The organism is Nevskia soli DSM 19509 (assembly GCF_000711955.1).
In the GTDB taxonomy this organism is placed as follows: domain Bacteria; phylum Pseudomonadota; class Gammaproteobacteria; order Nevskiales; family Nevskiaceae; genus Nevskia; species Nevskia soli.
The window spans coordinates 38,181-56,302 of record NZ_JONR01000017.1 but is presented as its reverse complement, the minus strand read 5'-3'; the positions used below and the strand labels follow the sequence as shown (position 1 = coordinate 56,302).

Annotated in this window: 6 protein-coding genes; all 6 read right to left on the bottom strand. The window is 54.3% G+C overall.

Annotation, left to right across the window (positions count from 1 at the left end; all coding sequences use genetic code 11):
- Window position 1 precedes the first annotated feature (1 nt).
- A complete protein-coding gene (locus tag BP26_RS0110090; protein ID WP_029920458.1) occupies window positions 2-760 on the bottom strand; it encodes a flagellar biosynthetic protein FliR in 759 nt (252 codons plus the stop codon).
- Between the two features lie 19 nt (window positions 761-779).
- A complete protein-coding gene (gene fliQ, locus BP26_RS0110085) occupies window positions 780-1,049 on the bottom strand; it encodes a flagellar biosynthesis protein FliQ (RefSeq protein ID WP_029920457.1) in 270 nt (89 codons plus the stop codon).
- A 30-nt stretch (window positions 1,050-1,079) separates the two neighbouring features.
- Window positions 1,080-2,294: a tetratricopeptide repeat protein gene (locus tag BP26_RS0110080; RefSeq protein ID WP_029920456.1), complete on the bottom strand. Its 1,215-nt coding sequence runs from the start codon at window positions 2,292-2,294 to the stop codon at window positions 1,080-1,082.
- Between the two features lie 3 nt (window positions 2,295-2,297).
- Window positions 2,298-2,852 (bottom strand): tetratricopeptide repeat protein, encoded by a 555-nt coding sequence (locus tag BP26_RS0110075; RefSeq protein ID WP_051748801.1) that lies wholly within the window; start codon window positions 2,850-2,852, stop codon window positions 2,298-2,300.
- Window positions 2,853-3,323: 471 nt separating this feature from the next.
- The gene (locus BP26_RS0110070; RefSeq protein WP_084182977.1) at window positions 3,324-3,608 is read right to left on the bottom strand and encodes a YrhB domain-containing protein; all 285 of its coding nucleotides are present in this window, start codon (window positions 3,606-3,608) and stop codon (window positions 3,324-3,326) included.
- A 3-nt stretch (window positions 3,609-3,611) separates the two neighbouring features.
- A complete protein-coding gene (locus BP26_RS0110065) occupies window positions 3,612-17,918 on the bottom strand; it encodes a toxin glutamine deamidase domain-containing protein (RefSeq protein ID WP_029920453.1) in 14,307 nt (4,768 codons plus the stop codon).
- Window positions 17,919-18,122: the final 204 nt, after the last annotated feature.

Sequence of the window (18,122 nt, the reverse complement as noted above, 5' to 3'; positions counted from 1 at the left end):
ATTAGACCGCCACGCCGAAGCGCAGAGCGCCATGCGCGAAAATGGCGCGAATCAGGGGGCCAACCTGCGTCAAGCTGGTGACCAGCAGCGTCAGCCCCCAGAAGATCTTCACCGGCAAAGACACAAAGTAAATGTTGAGCTGCGGCATCGAGCGGGAAATGAAGGCTGTGGCCACGTCAAACAGAAACAGGCCCATCACGACCGGGCTGGCCACCATGAATCCATACAGGAAAACGCCGCCGAGCTGAGCCGCTAGCCGGTGAGCATCAAGGGCTAACGCAAGGTCCCCCACCGGCTCAACCTGGAACGACTGGGCCAATCCGCGCAGCAGTTCGTGATGCGCATCAAAGACAAGAAAGAGAACCCCGCCCAGCATTGCGAACATGGAGCTGATCACTGGATCTTGTGACTGGGTGTTGAAATTGAACACCGCCGACGCATTGAATCCGATCTGGAAATCCATTAACTGACCGGCAAGATTGAGCGCGGCGAAAGCGGCATTGACCGACAACGCAAGCAAAGCCCCCCGGGCCAGCTCCACCATTGCCAACCGTACGAGCTGCACTAAAGTGGTGACTTGCACCGATACCGCCCCAAGCGACGTCGCGAAGATCAGCGCCAGCGCGAAGACAAATACAAGCTGAATGCGCGAGGGAACGACACCAAAGCCGAGTACCGGTGACAGGAGGAACAGCCCCGCCAGCCGCGTGGCGATCAGCAGAAGGCCGATCAGCCAACCGGCATCAAGCGTCAGATCCATCAGTTGGCGGCCAGGTCCGCTAGCCGATCAAGCTGGGAATGCTGGATATCAAGCGCGCGCTATACGAAAGCAGCGTAGATAGCATCCAACTGCCTGCTGTCAGCAGCACAAAGAAAATTACCAGCAACTTGGGTACGAAGGTCAGGGTCATTTCCTGAACCTGGGTGACTACCTGAAATATGCTGATCAACAAACCCACCAGCATGCTGGCACCGATCACCGGAGCCCCTACCAGCAGCGCCGTCCAAAGCATGTCCCTTGCCAGTTGCAGCGCCAGATCTGGCGTCATAAGCCTTTCCCCGAACCGCCCCACATCTTTTCAGTGTTTCCGCGCGTTGCCTGGCGCAGGTAAAAACATCGTGCCGCCGCCATTCGATTGTCGTGCCCGAGCCTGCATTGCAGCAATCAGTCTGCCATCTTGCAAGCCCGAATCTTTCACAATGCGTTGAATCAGCTTGTTGCCCGCCTCTTCATCACCCATTCGGGTCAACAAGAGGCTACGGGCGTATTGGCTGGATGGGGATTTGGGGTCCAGGCGCAATCCGCGCTTGATCTCCGGCTCCGCCAATTCGGGGCGCCCATCGAAAATCTCGATTACCGCCAAAGTGCCATGATTTTCAGAAAACGTGCGATCCAAAGCCATGGCGCTTTGAACCGCGGCACGGGCCGCTGCAAAATCCTTGAGCAGAATCTCAGTCCACGCCAAGCCTTGCCATGTGCCCACGTGATTCGGCATGTATTGGACGGCTTTCTGAAAGTGGACGCGCGCTTTCGTCAAATGCAGGTTTAGCAACTCCATGTAGCCGAGCGCTGACCAAGCGCGCCCCCAGGTTGGCTGGGCCTCCACCAGGCTGAGCAAATATGGCCGAGCCGCTTCGGGCTGCTGGCGGCCCAGTTCGATCGACCCGAGCACCAAGTGGGCGAAAGGATCCGCAAGGTTAGTTGAAAGTGCTTCCTTAGCGAGCGTATGAGCTAGTTCGACATTACCGCTGCCATTGTCGTTGTCGAACAAGATCAAGCCACACAGCCCCCTTTCCTGAATTTCGGACGGCGGGCGTCGCAGATATGCGCGCAAAGGCTCCAGCGCCTGCACTACCTGACCCGAAAAATACAGCGTCTTCGCCAACAATAAGGCATATTGCGGCAGCTGTGGCTGCCCAGACGGCGGTATGCACTTCAAAGTGGCCAAGGCTTCCGCCATCCGATCGCAGCCGAACTGCGCATAGGCCAGATTGTAAAGGAAGGCAGGGTGCGCGCCCCCTTCCGTAGCGGTCAAATCCAGCAGCAGAGTTCGCGCCGCCTCATACTCCCCGCCTGCCAAGAGAATGTGGCTGAATCTGAAGCGCAACGCGCCATTTTGGGGCTCTAAGGCCCTCGCACGCTCCAGCAGTGACTTCGCCTGTTCGAAATCCCCAAATTCCAGAGCTGCGTCACTGGCATCGATCAGAAGACGGCTATTCCGCGAATCGACGGCCAAGTATCCAAGTAGACGCCGCAACTTCTCCCCTTTGGCATCTTCCGTGGTAGCCATCATGACTTAGTGCTGAACCCGGGGGTCAATCGCAACCCGTGTATCGCCCGCCTTCTTATAATTTGGATCCGCTTCGATACGCTGCACCAACTCCTTGGCCCGTCCGTGATAGAGATTCTCGGCGTTCACATTGGCCAAGAGAGTCTGGCTAAGCTGCAGGGCCGCACTGAAGCTGCCACGTTGGGCATTCGCCAAACTAGAGTAGAACAGGGTAGGCGGATGTAGCGGTGCCCGCTTGAGCGTCTCCTCCCAAAGCTTAAGAGCCGGTTCGGATGCATTTTCCTCAAAGTAGGCCAGCCCTAGCTCAAATCGCTCCTGCACCGCTTCCGGCGTTCGTGCCAAATAGGTCTGAAAAGCCTGCTTTGCCTTGGCGCGTAATCCCAAGCGCAGATTCAGTCGACCCAGCTCTGCGAATATTTGTGCCGGGACCTCCTGTATTGGGGCATCGGCCGTAGCTTGCTTCAGTTTTAGAAGCGCTTCATCATAACGCTCTTTGCCTAAATCCTGACGTGCTAGTGCCAGTAGTTCTTCGGCGTCTAACCGCACTGAATAATTCACCATTCATCCCCTAAACTCATACCAAGCATTCTAGCGTTAAGTTTGATCAGTTATGCAATCGATTTTATGTGTTAGATCAATTAGATACGAAATCAACCTCATAACTAAAGCAACTAGTTATTCGGAGGTGGAGGTAAGCTAAAAGTAAGAAATCAGCTTGAGACCACTTCGACGAGCAATTGCCAAGTCTTTGCCTGCTGTCCATAGTGCAGTGCGCCCCTTCTTAAAGCACTCTCCAATGACACGACCAAGTTCAATCGGCTTCCCACGCCCTGCTCAGTCGTAATGTCGAGAGAGAATAGTTCGTCAAGACCATCAATACCCGTTCCTTGAACCCCATAAAAATCAGGTGTCGAGACGAAAGGCCTCGACTGGTACGCGAGCACCAGGCGCAGCGGCCGTAGCACTATCCAAGCCGGCGATACTGTTTGTCGCAGAAAGGTATCGCCGTTAAGCGCATTGGAATCGCTAAATTTATCGACTATTAGGCTGATATGTCGAAATGCTCCGCTTCACCGACTGATTTGACGGCAACACAACGAGTTCGCCGCTCTCGCGAAGAACAAGCAGCGGCCCGTTGCCAACAAGAGTGTCAGACATATCTCTTGTCTTCCAAAACTTCTTCGAGTTATAAAAAAAAACGAACCCGATTGGGTGCTCTTCCGTGATTTCGAAATTTATTTCAAGCTCGATGGGATATTCGAGTTGCATCTTGTCCATGTATGCTTTTGCAACAATTGAAGCGTCATCTTTATTCATAAGTTATCGTCCGCCGGACGTTAGTAAGAATTGAAAGTCCGTAAAATCGTCGAAGTTATCTACACCGAGGCCTGCACCTCGACCAGGCTGGCTATCAAGGAAGCGAACGACGCCATTGTCAAAGCGAACGTTAAATACATGGCCGAAGCCCCGTGCGTTATCGGCGCCATAAACAATTCCACGAGAGCCGTTACCCGCCTCGCTTAATATGCTGCCAATCTGCATCGGCCCCGACACGTTCTGGAAGGATCCACCAAACTCGTCCGAAATTCTAGTTATCGGAATTGGTCCGGGCGTGGGCTTTGCCCCCACCCCTAGTGTTCCGGCAAACCGCTTTTCGGTCGCAATGACGCACTCTACGCAGTTTTTGTCGAACCCAGGAGCTGGGTAATTCGGATTTACGGTTCGAATGGAGCCAGCGAGGGGACCATCGGCAGCGATTGTACTGTTTGTCGCTTCAACGGTTCCTTGCGCTTGCAGTCCTGCCGCTTCTGCATTTGCAGGGGTCACCTCAGCGATGTCTCTTGCCGCAACTCTTGACGTTGGGGCCGAACTCTCACTCAGGGTTGCAATTTGATCCGCCGACTGACTCACTACCTTCGATTCAGCGAGTGTCGCAGCTTCCGGCGCCAACTCAGATGTCGCTACCGCATTCGCTCCAGCCCCGCCCACAAAATCAAGATCCAATCCAGCAGTCTTTGAAAGGAAAGCACCAACGTCAGTATTCAGCACATTGCTGATGGCTGGGATTTTAGCCACAATGCCCACAGCCTCGCCCACAACCACCGCCACCCCGAGTTGTCCGAGATTAGAGGGGATTGCGTTGACCACCGTCCTGACTACTTCGGAAGCCGCATAAGCCCCCCCCAAATACTCCTGCCCTTTGTCTGCCAGATATCCCAATACCGGCGAGTTTCGACCTGCATTGTTAAGTGCGGAGCCGAGGCTGCTTAGCGTATCTTGAATTTTATTCACGGCATTATTGGCCGCAGTCTGGCCTGCCGAAACTGCCCCTCCAAAGGTATACATAGTACCCAAGGCAGTAAGGAGTACTTGCGCCTCTACCGGGTTAATCGATGATGACGGCGGACTGTAGATTTGCGGCCCCAGCGTATCGCTCGCGAGAGAGGCGCCATTCGGCTTGACGACGGTAGGAGTCAGGAACTCGACATTGTCCGTCGTGCCAACCAATTGCTGGGTATAAACAAGGCCAGTTCCAACCGAACTACCGTCTAGCGATACACTCGACGCCGACGGAGCTGTAGTCTCCGGCACCGGCACGAATCCGTTGCCTGCGACATTTCCACCGTTAGTGCCAGTAGTGCCCTGCAGCGGTTGTCCACCCGGCGCATTCGGACCATCATAGGCATACGTGGTAATGCCGTTGGCATTGTAGGCCCCATTTTCACCCGCGGGGGCGCCGCCATTCGCCGCATTCTGGTTATTCTGTTGCTGCGTCAGCCCAGGCGTGGTACGCAAGGCTCCCACGAGGTAGCTCCCTATAGCATTGCCAAAGGCATCGGCCGCGATACTTGCAAACTGAATATGCCCATGCCCAGATAAAAGCACCTGGGTGGCTTCCCCAGCTACATTGCCATCGAAACTCGCTGCCGCGTAGGCCACGTTGCTCATGGAACCCGGCGGTATTTGCGTCGCAAGCTCACTCCGGACTCCGGCTGACACAGCTGCTGCGGCGACGCTCGACCAAGAAAAGCTGCGCTGCTGCCCAGTTGCAATATTGATGCCCTGACCAATTGCATTGGCAACTGCACCCGCGGCAATCTGCTCCGCAACATTGCCGGGGGCCACTGGACCGGTTATAGCGCCTTCCACCGCCGCGGTGCCAACTTCCGATAGACTGAAGCCTTGATGTGTGCCTAAAACATCCCCAACAAGCTGGCCCGCCGCATCGCCAATCGCAGCACCGGCTGCGTAAGTTGCAATCGCACTGCCCGTACCAACAACAGCGGCGCCGGTGGCCGTGGTTGCACCAAAGACTTGCGGGAGAAGGTAGTTGGCGTATTCTTGTCCGTAAATATCTGCCACTACCACGACGATAACCACAACAATTTCAGCAATGATGCCTGCAATTCCGCCGCACCCGCCGCTGCTAGGGGGCGGCACATATTGCGGCACAGGATTAACGCTCCCGATGGCCTGGCTAGGGTTGTACGGCGCTACCGTATCGGTATTGTTGTGAATGTTGGTGACTTGATTCGGAATTGTCAGTGACAATCCAGCTTGCAGCGGCTGGGTTGACGGAGTCGACTGCAAGCCATTCGCGTCGGCAATCAGATACCACAAGCTGGCGTCCCCGTACGCACTCTGCGCAATTCCCTGCAGAGTATCCCCGCTCTGCACGATATATTGCCCGGGATTTGTGGGCGGGTACTGATCCGAGACCTGCTGGTAGTTGTAATTGGTCGGCGTCGTATTGATTGTGCCGCTGCTCCAAATCGGGCTGTTGTTGACGTAAGCGTAGACCTGGTTCAACGTCGTGTTGTTCTTAACTTCCGACTGCTGAAGCATTTGCCCCTGCGGATCATTGACGAAGTTCTCCTGCGTCACGCCATTATTGGGGCTTTGATTCATAATCCCCACCACGCTGCCCTGGGCATCATATGAGTAGAAGGCAGTACTGTTGTGGTAACCATTGACGTTGACCTGAGCCGTCTGCGTACTCAGCACTTCACTAGAGCCAACCCTGATATATACATTAAAGGTATCGAATGTGTAATTCAGAGTGTTGGCGGAGTCATCGTTATAGACTGTCGTATAGACTGCGGTTTCATTTCCTAACGCATCGTAATTTCCGTGATCCGCAGCTAACGCTGCATCAGTTTCCGGAGCACCTAGACCAGAAGCCGCGTAATTGGCCCAGTTCTGCCTTTTTCCGTCAGCACCGTATTCAATTTCAGAAAGGAGATACCCGTTCGCATCGTACCCCAGTGATTCCGAACGCGTCACCGTGTCAGAGGTCAGGCTTCCGTTATACGTCAGCGCAGAACCCAATTGACCTGCCCGATTATAGAAGTTGCCCTGTGTCTCAACGTTTGTATTGCTAATCACGTTATAGACAGTAACTATCTCCCCTAACGGGTTGTATTTGTATATGGTTGTTTGTCCACCTGTCAGAGCCAGCGTGCGATTGCCTCCATTGTCGTAGCCCAGCCAGCTGCCAGCACTGCCTAACTGTACGCTGTAGCTCCCGTCAGAATTCAACGTGCCTTGACCAGCTACAACGACCATTTCGTTTTGCGCGTTATATTCGTACCACGCATCTTGCGCAGCGCCGATTGTTGGAACAGAGTTAACTCGAATGCGATTGCCGTTGGCGTCGTAGCTATAGCTTTGGCTAACTACCCCAGAATCGGCTACTGTATTAATTCGGCCTAATGCGTCATAGGTGATCTGCTCGTTTTCGAGAAACGCTCCAGTTACAACATTTTTGACTTGGTCTAACGTTTGGTGCCCATCAGCATCATATTGATAGGTTGTGAGCTGATTACCGGCAGGCCCGCCATAAACGTTGGTCTCGTTGTCAGTGATTGTGGCAAGTGCACCGTTGGTGAAATAGGTATAACTTAAATTCTGTAAGCCGCTTACGCCGGTGAAGACCGCCCCCGTGGCCTGCATATGCACCAATCGCCCCAAAACATCGTAGCCGTATGTATAAGCGTCCTGCACAAAATTGTGGCTGCCCGTCAGGCGTCCGTAGCCATCGTATGTCCAAATAAACTGATTTCCACCATTGAGCGTCTCTCCTGTTTTATTACCCATCGCATCATATGAGTAGGAGGAGTAGTAAGAGGCATCCACGTAGTTAGTCGAGTAATACTCAGTCAGAGGCGACAGATTGAATATCAACTGGTTACGGGTATCGTAGAGATATCGCGTGATATCACCGACACCATCGGTCATCGACGTGCGGTTACCTTCCTGATCGTAGCTGTATTGGCTGGAACCATAGATGCCGGCACCTTGACTGACTACCTGGCCCACAAGACGGTTGAGCTGATCGTAGGTGTTTTGCGTGAGATTGCCGTTACTAGCAACACTTACCTGTTGTCCAAAAGCGTTGTAGCTGAATATTGATTCAGCATAGTTCGGCGTAAGCCCATCGACCTGCTCTGGATTCCATTGGCCCACCATTTCACCAACGGCATCATAAACGTAGGTGGTCGTATTTCCGTCCGCATCGGTACCGGCGATTTTTTCCCCAAGATTGTCATAATAAGTTGCAATCGTCGGTGCAACAGAACTTGAAGTAGCTGTAAATGTACCGGTGGTGGTGCCGGCAACGTCAGTCCAGACCCTGACAGTTGGTTCGATCGTCTTGATGATTTGATTTTGATCGTTGTAGAAATTCTGGGCTATCCCACCGTTAGCCGGATCTGTGCTGGATATGACATTCCCCCAACGATCGACGCTTTGATTTTTCGTAATCCGTGTCGTCTGTTGATACGGCGGATCGATCTCGCCCTTGACGTACCCATCGGCATTGTAAATGGTGTCCGTATCGACCAAACCCTGGAGAGAAGTAGAGAATGCTGAAATGGTTGGCAACCACGTCGGAACATAATTAGACGTGCCAATAGCCGGCAAACTAGTTTGCACCGGCACCAAAACTTTGGATGTTACATTCCCCTGCAGATCGTATTGATAAACCGTATCGACGCCGCTTTGATCTGTCTGCCACAGACGGCCATCCGCATCGTAGGCATACTGATAAGTGCTGTTAACGGTCGTATTTGTTTGTACTATTTTTTTCGTTTGCTCACCGAACGTGTCAAAGGTCGCCAGCTTGTACATGCTGGTCACCGCAGTACCCGCGACCGGCAGACTACTACCCAGTGTCGGCGTACGTACCGCATCCATCTCTGATACTTGGTTGCCGTTTCTGTCATAGCCGTAGACCTGTACTTCGAGCTGCGACCCGCCAATTCCGGCAACTAAACTCTCCTGCTCCCAAATGCGTGCGACATGCCCTAGCGCATCATAAGCGCGATCTTGCACAACCGCTGTGTAATTGGAATTCGCCGCTGCATGATCTTCCTGTACTGTTTCCGTCTGTCGGCCGAGAACGTCGTACAGCGTATAGGTCACTTCGTCGGTGTTCAGATTGGGGGTTTGTGGAATACCTCCATTATTGGTGGGGTTTGCGCTAACACTGCCAGCATATGCAATCTTTCCAATCTGGTCGCCGAGAAAATCGTATTCGTAAGCCGTCAACGTGGCCTGGGTTTGTGGCTGCGTCCCCGAGTAAATTGCGTGTGACGGCAGGCTCACATCGACGATTTCTCCAAGAGCGTTGTAATACGTCGTAGTGACATTGCCCTGTGCATCAGTCGTCGCCGTTACGTTGCCAGCACCATCGTAAGCAGTGCTCGTCGTCACATTGCCGATGGTATACGCGGCGCTCAAGCTATTGCTCGCCAGCGTCGCATAGACCACCCCCACGCGAGTCTGGCTGGTCTGGCGATTCAGATCGTCGTAGCCGTAATTCACCACGCGGTCATAGCCGATCGAATTGGGATTCGTCGTATTAGCCGCTGTGGACGAAATAGTCGCCAGAAACGCAGCGGTTCCGAATGCAGGCAAGGCGGAGGGCGAACCGCCCGTGAGAATCTGGGCGTACTGATCTGCCTGGCTTAAATTGCCGAAAGCATCATATTGATTTTGCGTGTAGTAACCCATCGGGTCGATAACGGCAGTCTGATGACCGTCCACGTCATAGCCGTAATAAGTGGTCGCCCAAGTGGGAGTCGACAAGCCCGGGTTGAGCAACTCACTCTGCGTGGTCAGCTCGCCAAACGCGTCGTAAGCGTACTTAGTTGTCGGACTAGCCGTCGCGTCCGTAACCGCCCCGCCAATTGTGACCAAGTGGTAGTTCACCGCAGGTTGCGTCACGATGCTCTTGCGATTGAGCACATCGTAGCCGGTGGTGATTGTGCGATCGAACGAGTTGTTGGCTACGACAACCGCATTCACCAGAGAAGCTACCTGCGCCAGTGCCGCAGACAGGGCATTCTGCACCGAAGCTGCCGCGGGGTTTCCGGGATTCGCTGCTTGCGCCGAGAGGATTGAGTTTTCCAGGCTTACCAAACCAGAAGTGGCATTACCCTCGGCAAGAGCAGAGGCGTAGCGCTTTTCCGTAAGCTGATTGCCGTATGCATCGTAGGTATAGCCGGTTACACCGCGCTCGCCATCGATCTCGTAGGTGACTTCGCCTAGGGCGTTATAAATCTTGTAGGTGAAATGACCCGCAGCATCCTCGCCAGCCACAGCCTGGCCCAGACCGTTATAGAACGTTGTCGTGGTAAGAGCCTGTATCGTCTCGAATTGAGTCGGATCACTACCGTATGCGGAATCCCCAGAGGGTTTGTAAACTGCGACCCCCGCACTAAGCGAGCTAATCGGCCAGGTCTGCCCCTGGTAAACATAGTTCGATGCGGCATTAATCGTCTGAACTTGGTTATCAAGCAAGTCGTACACGTAATCAGTTGCACGCAATGCAGTAAACAATTCGAGGCCGCCAGTGGCTGTGGCAAAGCCGCTGATATGCGAGGATACGTTTCCGAACGCATCGTAGCCTACTGCCTGTGCCGCCACCTGATTGGTGGTGTTTACGTTCACCTGCACACTTTGACCGCTTCCCGACACAATGTAATTTGCCGTAGCCGGGTCTATCTGTAGGCTCAATCGATTGAGATTATCGTACTGATAATTCCAGACGTTACCGTTCTGGTTTGTGTAAGAACTCTTGTTTCCAAAGGCATCGTAGGTGTAGCTCTGAGTGTAGCCATCCGCGTCGATCACCGATTGCAAGCGGCCATCGGCGTCATAGCCATCGCTCGTCACTTGATCGTTCGGGCGAATCAGGCTCATGTTGCTAATCGTGCCTGTACTAACCGCTTGCCCGGACTGCGTCTGAGTCTGCAGCATTACCTGCGCTGTTGCCCATTGACCGCCAAGATTCCACACCCACAAGGCGGCACTCCCCGATCCTTGCTGGTAGAACTTGATGGTCGAGCTACCATTGGTGATTGAAATATTGACGACGTAGTTGGTGTTGTCCAACACTGTGCCACTAATGGCTGCGGTGCTCAAGACTCCTGTCTGGCTGTTGTAATACACAAAGTAGGCTTGGTTGCCTTGAATGTAGATGCCAGCACGATTGTGGTTGTTGGAAACGTTTCCGGTGCCATCGAGATAAACGGCGAGGTAACGCCCGGTAGATGGGCTCCCGGTATTGACTACCGAGTTGAAAACCAACGGCTGCGCGGTTACCGCGAACAGGGGGCCGGTCGCCTGCGGATTGCTGGTGGCGCCACTGGCCGTTGTGAGAGCGACCTGACCGTTGCCTACCTGGACCTGGCCGTTCGGATCGTTGCTCACCGAAAGACGCATCAGCGCGAGTTGCACGTCTGTCGCCTGCGGATTCAATGGCAGAGTAGTCAGATCGATCGTGGTCGCATATTTCGTCGTCTGCGTGACGTTCCCGTCGGCGTCGTACTGATAGCCTGTTACATCACCCAGTGGATCAATGCTGTATACAGCGCGGCCATCCTTGTCGTAGACCGTGCGCGTGGCCTGATCGGCTGACCCGACCACGTTCATATTGCTGATTGTGGATACGCTGGATGCCTGGCCGGGCTGCGTCTGCGTGCCGACAACCACCCGCGCTTTACTCCAAAGGCCCGGAGAGTTCCAGACGATGTACGAATAGGAATCTTGATTCGTATTGCCCTGCTGATAAAACCGCAGCTGTGTCGTGTTGTTGGTAATCGATACCTTCAGCACGTAATTGGTATTGTTCTGGACTGTCCCGAAATTGACAGTCTGCATCTGCTGCGTACTTGTATTGTAGAAGACGCCGTAGACGGTGCTGCCCTGGATATACACACCCGCCCGGCTCGGCGGAGTGGCTCCGGATGCGGAGTCCAGATAGTCAGTAATGTATCGCCCGGAGCTTGAGCTACCGGTGTTGATTACCGAGGTATAGGTAGTGGGCTGCCCGGTGGTTGTGTAATACGGACCAGCCGCTTGAGGACTGTAAGTGGTGGTATCGCTGCCTGAAGTCAACGTTACAGTGCCATTGGAAAGCTGCACTTGACCGTGGGGGCTGTTGGTCACCGCAAAATTCAACAGCGCAAGCTGAACGTCCCCTGGTTTGGGTATGGTCGGAAGGCTACTTAGCGCGATCGGCGTTGCATACTTCGTCGTCTGAGTAACATTGCCGTCCGCATCGTACTGATAACCGATCACGTCGCCGGCGGCATCGATGTTGAAAGCCAGCCGGCCAGCTGTATCGTAAACGCTGCGTGTGACTTCATTGTTAGTACTGCCCGCAACCAACGGCTGTACGTCCAATATCTGCGGATTCGAGGGCAAACTCGAAAGATTGATCGGCGTGGTGTATTTCGTGGTTAGCGTGAGACGACCATCCAAGTCGTACTGATAACCTGTCACATCACCCAAAGTATCAATGCTATAAGCGACGCGCCCCTCGGTGTCGTAGACCGTGCGCGTAGCCTGATCGGCCGAGGCTACAAGGCTAAAATTGCTGATTGTGCCCGTGCTGACCGCTTGTCCCGACTGCGTCTGCGTCTGCAGCATCGCCTGCGCAGTCGCCCATTGACCGCCCAGGTTCCAGACCCACAAAAAGGAGAGTCCCGATCCTCCTTGCTGGTAGAACTTGATGGTTGAATTGCCGTTGGTGATCGAGATATTGACAACATAGCTGGTGTTGTCCAGCACCGCACCCATGCTGACGGTAGTTAAGGCTCCCGTCTGGCTGTTGTAATATACACAGTAGGCTTGATTGCCCTGGATGTAGACTCCGGCGCGGTTGTGGTTATTGGTGACGGCTCCGGTTCCGTCCAGGTAATCTGCGAGGTAACGTCCAGTAGATGGGCTGCCGGTGTTGATTACCGAGTTGAAGACCAAAGGCTGGCTTGTGACGCTGTACAAAGGTCCGGTTGCTTGCGGGTTGCCGGCGGCACCATTGGCAGTGGTGAGCGCAACCTGGCCGTTGCCGATTCTGACTTGACCGTTTGGATCGTTGCTCGTCGAAAAATGCATCAGAGCCAACTGCACATCGGAGGCTTGAGGATTGAGCGGCAGCGCAGACAGATCGATAGGCGTGGCGAATTTCGTAGTTTGTGTAACGTTGCCGTTCCCGTCGTACTGATACCCAGTCACGTCCCCGAGGGGATCGACGCTGTATATGGCGCGCCCATCAGCATCATAGATCGTGCGAGTGGCCTGGTCGCTAGACCCGACGACGTTCATATTGCTGATTGTGGAGACGCTTGATGCCTGACCAGGCTGTGTTTGCGTCCCTACCACTACTCGGGCTTTGCTCCAAAGGCCGGAAGCACCCCAGGCGATAAACGAATATGAGTTCTGGTCCGTATTGCCTTGTTGGTAGAACCGCAGCTGAGTGGAATTATTGGTGATTGATACCCTGAGTACGTAATTGGTGTTGTCCTGAACCGTCCCGAAATTGACGGTTTGCATCTGCTGAGTGAAGGTATTGTAGAAGACGCCGTAAACCGTACTGCCTTGGATGTACACGCCAGCCCGGCTCGGCGGGTTCGCACCCGGCGCGGAGTCCAGATAGTCAGTGATGTAGCGTCCGGAACTTGAACTTCCGGTATTGATCACCGACGAGTAAGTGGTCGGTTGACCGGAGATCGTGTAATACGGACCAGTTGCCTGGGGGTTGTAGGTAGTGGTGTCGCTGCCGGAGGTCAGCGTCACCGTGCCATTGGCAAGCTGCACTTGCCCGTTGGGGCTGTTGCTTACTGTAAAGTTCAGCAGCGCGAGCTGGATATCGCCGGGCTTGGGTGCGGCCGGCAGGCTGGTCAGCGAGATCGGAGTCGCATATTTCGTCGTCTGCGTGACGTTACCATCCGCATCGTACTGGTAACCGATTACGTCGCCAACGGCGTCGATGCTGTAGGCCAAGCGGCCACCGGCGTCGTAGACATTGCGCGTTATTTCATTGCCAACACTGCTTGCTACCAGTCCCGCCACCTGAGTATCTGTCGGATTCGCAGACAAGCCGGACAGTGATATCCGGGTACCGTATGCAGTCGTCTGCGTGATATCTCCAGCCAGATCATACTGGTAGCCGATGACAGCGCCCAAAGCGTCGATTGTATAGGCCAGGCGGCCATCATTGTTGAAGACGCTGCGCGTCACGGCTGTGTTTGGATCAGTGACCTGACTGACCTGTCCGAACGCGTTATAGGCAAATTGCGTTTTAAGATTCAGTCCACTCGGATCAACAGTCTTGGTGCTTACCCTGCGAGCGGCATCGTAAGCATAGGCTGTGGAGGTGCCGTTGGCATCCACTGTGGTAGTGAGCAAATCAGAGGCATCGTAAGCGTGAACAGTCTGATTTCCGTTGGGATCGACGGTGTTCGTGAGGTTGCCGTCTGCATCGTAGCTGTAGGTAGTGATGGCTCCCATGCCATCGATACCCTTGATAACTTGTCCCTGCCGATTCTCGACCGTCGTCGTACCTATGCCGAGCGCCGTGTCGACTTTCGTAGTTGTCTGAGTCGCGTCGCTATAAGTGTAGGTGGTGATGTTACCATCGCGATCCTCAGTGGCGGACACACGCCCAAACGCATCGTAGTTCGTTACCGTCGACTGCCCCAAAGCATCCGTTGTAGCGACATAGAGCCCAAGCGGATCGCCGAAGGTAGTCGTCGTGCTGTTACCAATGGGATCCAGCACCTGCGTAGTCCGCCTGAAAGCGTCATACGAGATGTTTGTGGTCAAGCCCAGACGACCGCTGTCGACAACCGTTTGCGTTAAATTACCGTCGCCGTCATAGGTGTACAGGTCGGCACTGGAGGCTACGCCGGGGCTGCTGCCCACATCCTGCGTTTTGCGCTGGAGTTCTCCAAACGCGTTATAGGACTGTGTCGAGGCAAAGCCCAAAGCATCTGTGGTATTCGTTAATAGGCCACGTGAATCCTGATACTGATAGCTTGTTACGCGATTGGCAGCATTTCCCTGGAATCCGGTAGCGCCGATCGCCGCGTTGAAGGCCGTGTCACTACCAACCAGACCGCCAATCAAGCCAGTGAGGCTGATTCGATTGACATACTCGGTGGTTTGGACGATGTCGCCAAAAGCATCGTATACATTTCCGGTGACTTCGCCGGCCCCATTGACGGTATAGACCAGCCGCCCGTCACCATCGTAGTAGTAAAACGTTTTCTTTCCATCCGGATCAATGCTTTCAGTCTGCCGTCCATCCGCGTCGTAAAAGCTCTGTGTGTTTGAGCCGGAGTTTCCCAACTGGGTGTTTGTTACCTCCCCCAAGTCGGTGTATGAGGTATATGAGGTTGTACGCTGATCGTTCCGACCCAGCTGGTCGGTCTGGCCCACGGCATTGATCTTCGAGACCAGGAAGCCACTCACTGCATTGTAGTTATATTGGGTGATGGTTCCTTGTGCATTGGTCTGCGTACTCAGCCGGTTGAGTGCGTCGTAAACCCAAGTTTGGGTCTGATCCTGTGCCGATATAGTCGGCGTTGGTGCACCACCGCTCCCGCTATAACCCACGGCTGTGGCATAGCGAATCTGCTTGCTGAGATTGCCCCCAAGGTCGTACGTGTTCGCAGTGAGGAAGCTATCTGCATTGAGCGAGGCGGATACCTGCCCCAAACCGTTGTAAAACGTATAGCTGATCTGATCGTGGCCGGGGCTCGTCGCAGGGATGAGCTGCGCCAAGGTACCGCTGACCCTAAGGCCAGCTGTCGTCGCCGTAGCGTAGGCTATCGTCTTGACGACTTCGCCGGCATTGTCATATGTCGTCTGCGTTAGATACCCGTCTGGATCCAGTACAGCGACCAGCTGGCTATCGGCATTGTAAAAATATCGCGTAGTGCGATCATACCCCGGCGCCGGCTGCACACTGATGCTGGAAGCAGTGCCCGTGATTGGAACGCTCGATACTGCGTTTAGAAACTGGGTCTGGCTAATTTTGTTGCCGGCCCCGTCGTAGGCGTACTGCGTGACGTAGCCCTCGGCATCCACCACGTCAACCAGGCGATCCGCCGTGTCATAGAGATACGCGGTCGTGCGATCTAGCGATGATGCCGATGGGCGCACCTGACTGACGCTATCACCTACCGGATTGCTTGTCGTAACGTAGTTGGCGTACTGGATCGTAGCAATTACCTGCCCGTTGTCGTTGTATCGCGTCTCAGTCAGCTCTTTCTGCGGAGTGATTACTCCCGCGCGACGCCCCTCCGCATCGTATACATAGTAAGTCGATGCACCTGTCGGGTCCGTTACTTCTGCCAGCCGGTCATTGGCATCGTAAACATAAGAAGTCGTGCCCAATGCCACCCCAGTGTGGCTCGTCTTGCTAACACTGACTACGTCTCCAGCACCGTTATATACCGTCGTCGTGAGCAGGCCATTTGCGGCAGTCGACAGGACCGACACGTTTTGGCCGGTGCCTGTGGTAGGGGGAGAAACGCTTCCGTAAATGTTACTAACGGTTATGCGGCCGGTATTGTCGGTCGAGCTGAGGAGGCGATTTAAGCCATCGTAAACATAGCTGGTGACATAGGCTTGACCCGCAGCAGCGGTGCTGGTTGGTACGCCGGACGCGGCACGCGGATCAATGCTAATCAGCAATCGCCCACCGACGTCATAAACATAACGACTCTCCAATTGCTTGCCGTCGCCAACACCCACCCCGCTGCTATTCGTCGTATTCCAGGCTGTGACAGTCTGAATCTGTCCGGTAAGATCGTAGGTGGTATCCGTGCGTCGGATCTTTGTCTGGTCCTGCCCAGACGCCCAGGTCGTCATGTCGCTCAAGCTCGGGATGGTTCCCGATACGCTGTCCGGTCCGCTATAAACCCCCGTATAGGGACCCGTAGACAAAGCACTCGGATAGGTGATCGATGTGAGCCGCTCACCCTTGGAGTCATAGCGATATTCCGTTACCTCGCCTTGGGGCAAAACCACAAAACGCAGATTGCCGTTGGCGTCGTATACGTAGTGCGTCGTTTCCGGACTTGAGGCTGCCTGGCCCACCGCCGACGCCGGCGTCTGGTAAACAGTCTCCGATAGCAGTCGGTTGCTGCTGTCGTAGGTCCGCGTCACCGTGTTGCCCAGCGAGTCCTGGACTTCGGTCAGGTTACCGTCGCTATCGTAGCTGTAGTTCACCGTTCGGCCGTCAGCGTCGGTCACTTTGCTGATGCTGTTGTCGGTGTTATATGCGTAGGTAAGCGTGGCCGTGCCACCGCTGTCCAAGGGCTCCGCGATCTTGGTCAACCGCTGCTTGATGTCGTAGGTGTAGGTGGTAACGTTGCTAAGGGCATCCGTTACGGTGGCAGTACCGGATATAACGTTGTAGGCGATTGTGGTTGTATTGTTTTGCCCGTCGGTAAGTGATGTCACGCGTCCCGCAGCGGAGTAGCCGATAGTAAGTACAGTGCCATCGCTCTGCGCAATCTGTGTGATTCTGTCGGATGTCCCCGAGTATTGGTATGTAGTGGTATAGACGTTGCTGTCGAAGGTGCCGTTGTTATTCGACGTCAACTCCACTGCCATCGCAGTCAAGCGATTTGAAGTGTCGTAGGCGTATTCGACCCGCGCCAACTGCTGCATCTGTGTAGGGTCGGTTGCCCCAGGAACCAGGGCCATAATCCGAATATCAGTCAGATTGTTGCCGCTGTAATCCAGATAAGTAACCTGCCCCGAGGAATCCGAGATCGAACTGACTTGATTGCTCGAATTGTAGTTATAAGTCAGCTGGTTGCCGTTTTGATCCGTCTCCGACAGCAGCTGGCCAGTCGAGCTATAGGTCTCGGTTACGCCTGTACCGCCTTGGGTATAAACCCATGTCGTACTCGTGTAAGTGAGCGTGTCATATGTACCGGTTCCATTTTGCGCTTGCCACAGCTGCAATGTACCGTTCCAGGTGAAATTTTCGACATCCCCGTCTGCCGTTGTCCGGGTAATCGCACCGTGCAAGGACTTCGGCAGAAGACCCAGCGTCAGACTGCGCTCGAATGAGAACTGCCAGTGGTCGCTGTTATAGCCCTCGGTTCCGAGCGAGTTGTACGTCGCCACCACCGGATCATTCAATCCAACCGCGGCCAAGAACTCATCTTGGCTTTGGACGACCAGGTTGCCCGTCGCGCCGTTTACGTAAGCGCTGGTATTCCCCTGTCCGATCTTGCTGTTCCCGGGAGTCCCGTAACCGTTTTGTTGAGTCGCAGAACTGCCAAGCAGACCCAACCCGCTACCTACGATTATCGACGTCATCCCTTGCTCCAGAACTCGCTTTTGGGCGATCTTTGCCCCTTATCTACCCTCTCCAGTCCTGGCGAAATAAGTTTAGGGATTGCGCGCGTTAAAATTCACTCGATTGATATCATTGAATATTTATATTCAAATCGACATGACAAAATAAATCGCCAAATGACTCTGTGAACATCTGCTCTGATTGGAAAGCGCCTTCGCAGAACC

What these genes read in the sequence shown, in the direction of transcription:
- BP26_RS0110080 (WP_029920456.1), bottom strand. Translation starts at nt 2,294, where the DNA reads ATGATGGCTACCACGGAAGATGCCAAAGGGGAGAAGTTGCGGCGTCTA.
- BP26_RS0110065 (WP_029920453.1), bottom strand. Translation starts at nt 17,918, where the DNA reads ATGACGTCGATAATCGTAGGTAGCGGGTTGGGTCTGCTTGGCAGTTCT.
- fliQ (WP_029920457.1), bottom strand. Translation starts at nt 1,049, where the DNA reads ATGACGCCAGATCTGGCGCTGCAACTGGCAAGGGACATGCTTTGGACG.
- BP26_RS0110090 (WP_029920458.1), bottom strand. Translation starts at nt 760, where the DNA reads ATGGATCTGACGCTTGATGCCGGTTGGCTGATCGGCCTTCTGCTGATC.
- BP26_RS0110070 (WP_084182977.1), bottom strand. Translation starts at nt 3,608, where the DNA reads ATGAATAAAGATGACGCTTCAATTGTTGCAAAAGCATACATGGACAAG.
- BP26_RS0110075 (WP_051748801.1), bottom strand. Translation starts at nt 2,852, where the DNA reads ATGGTGAATTATTCAGTGCGGTTAGACGCCGAAGAACTACTGGCACTA.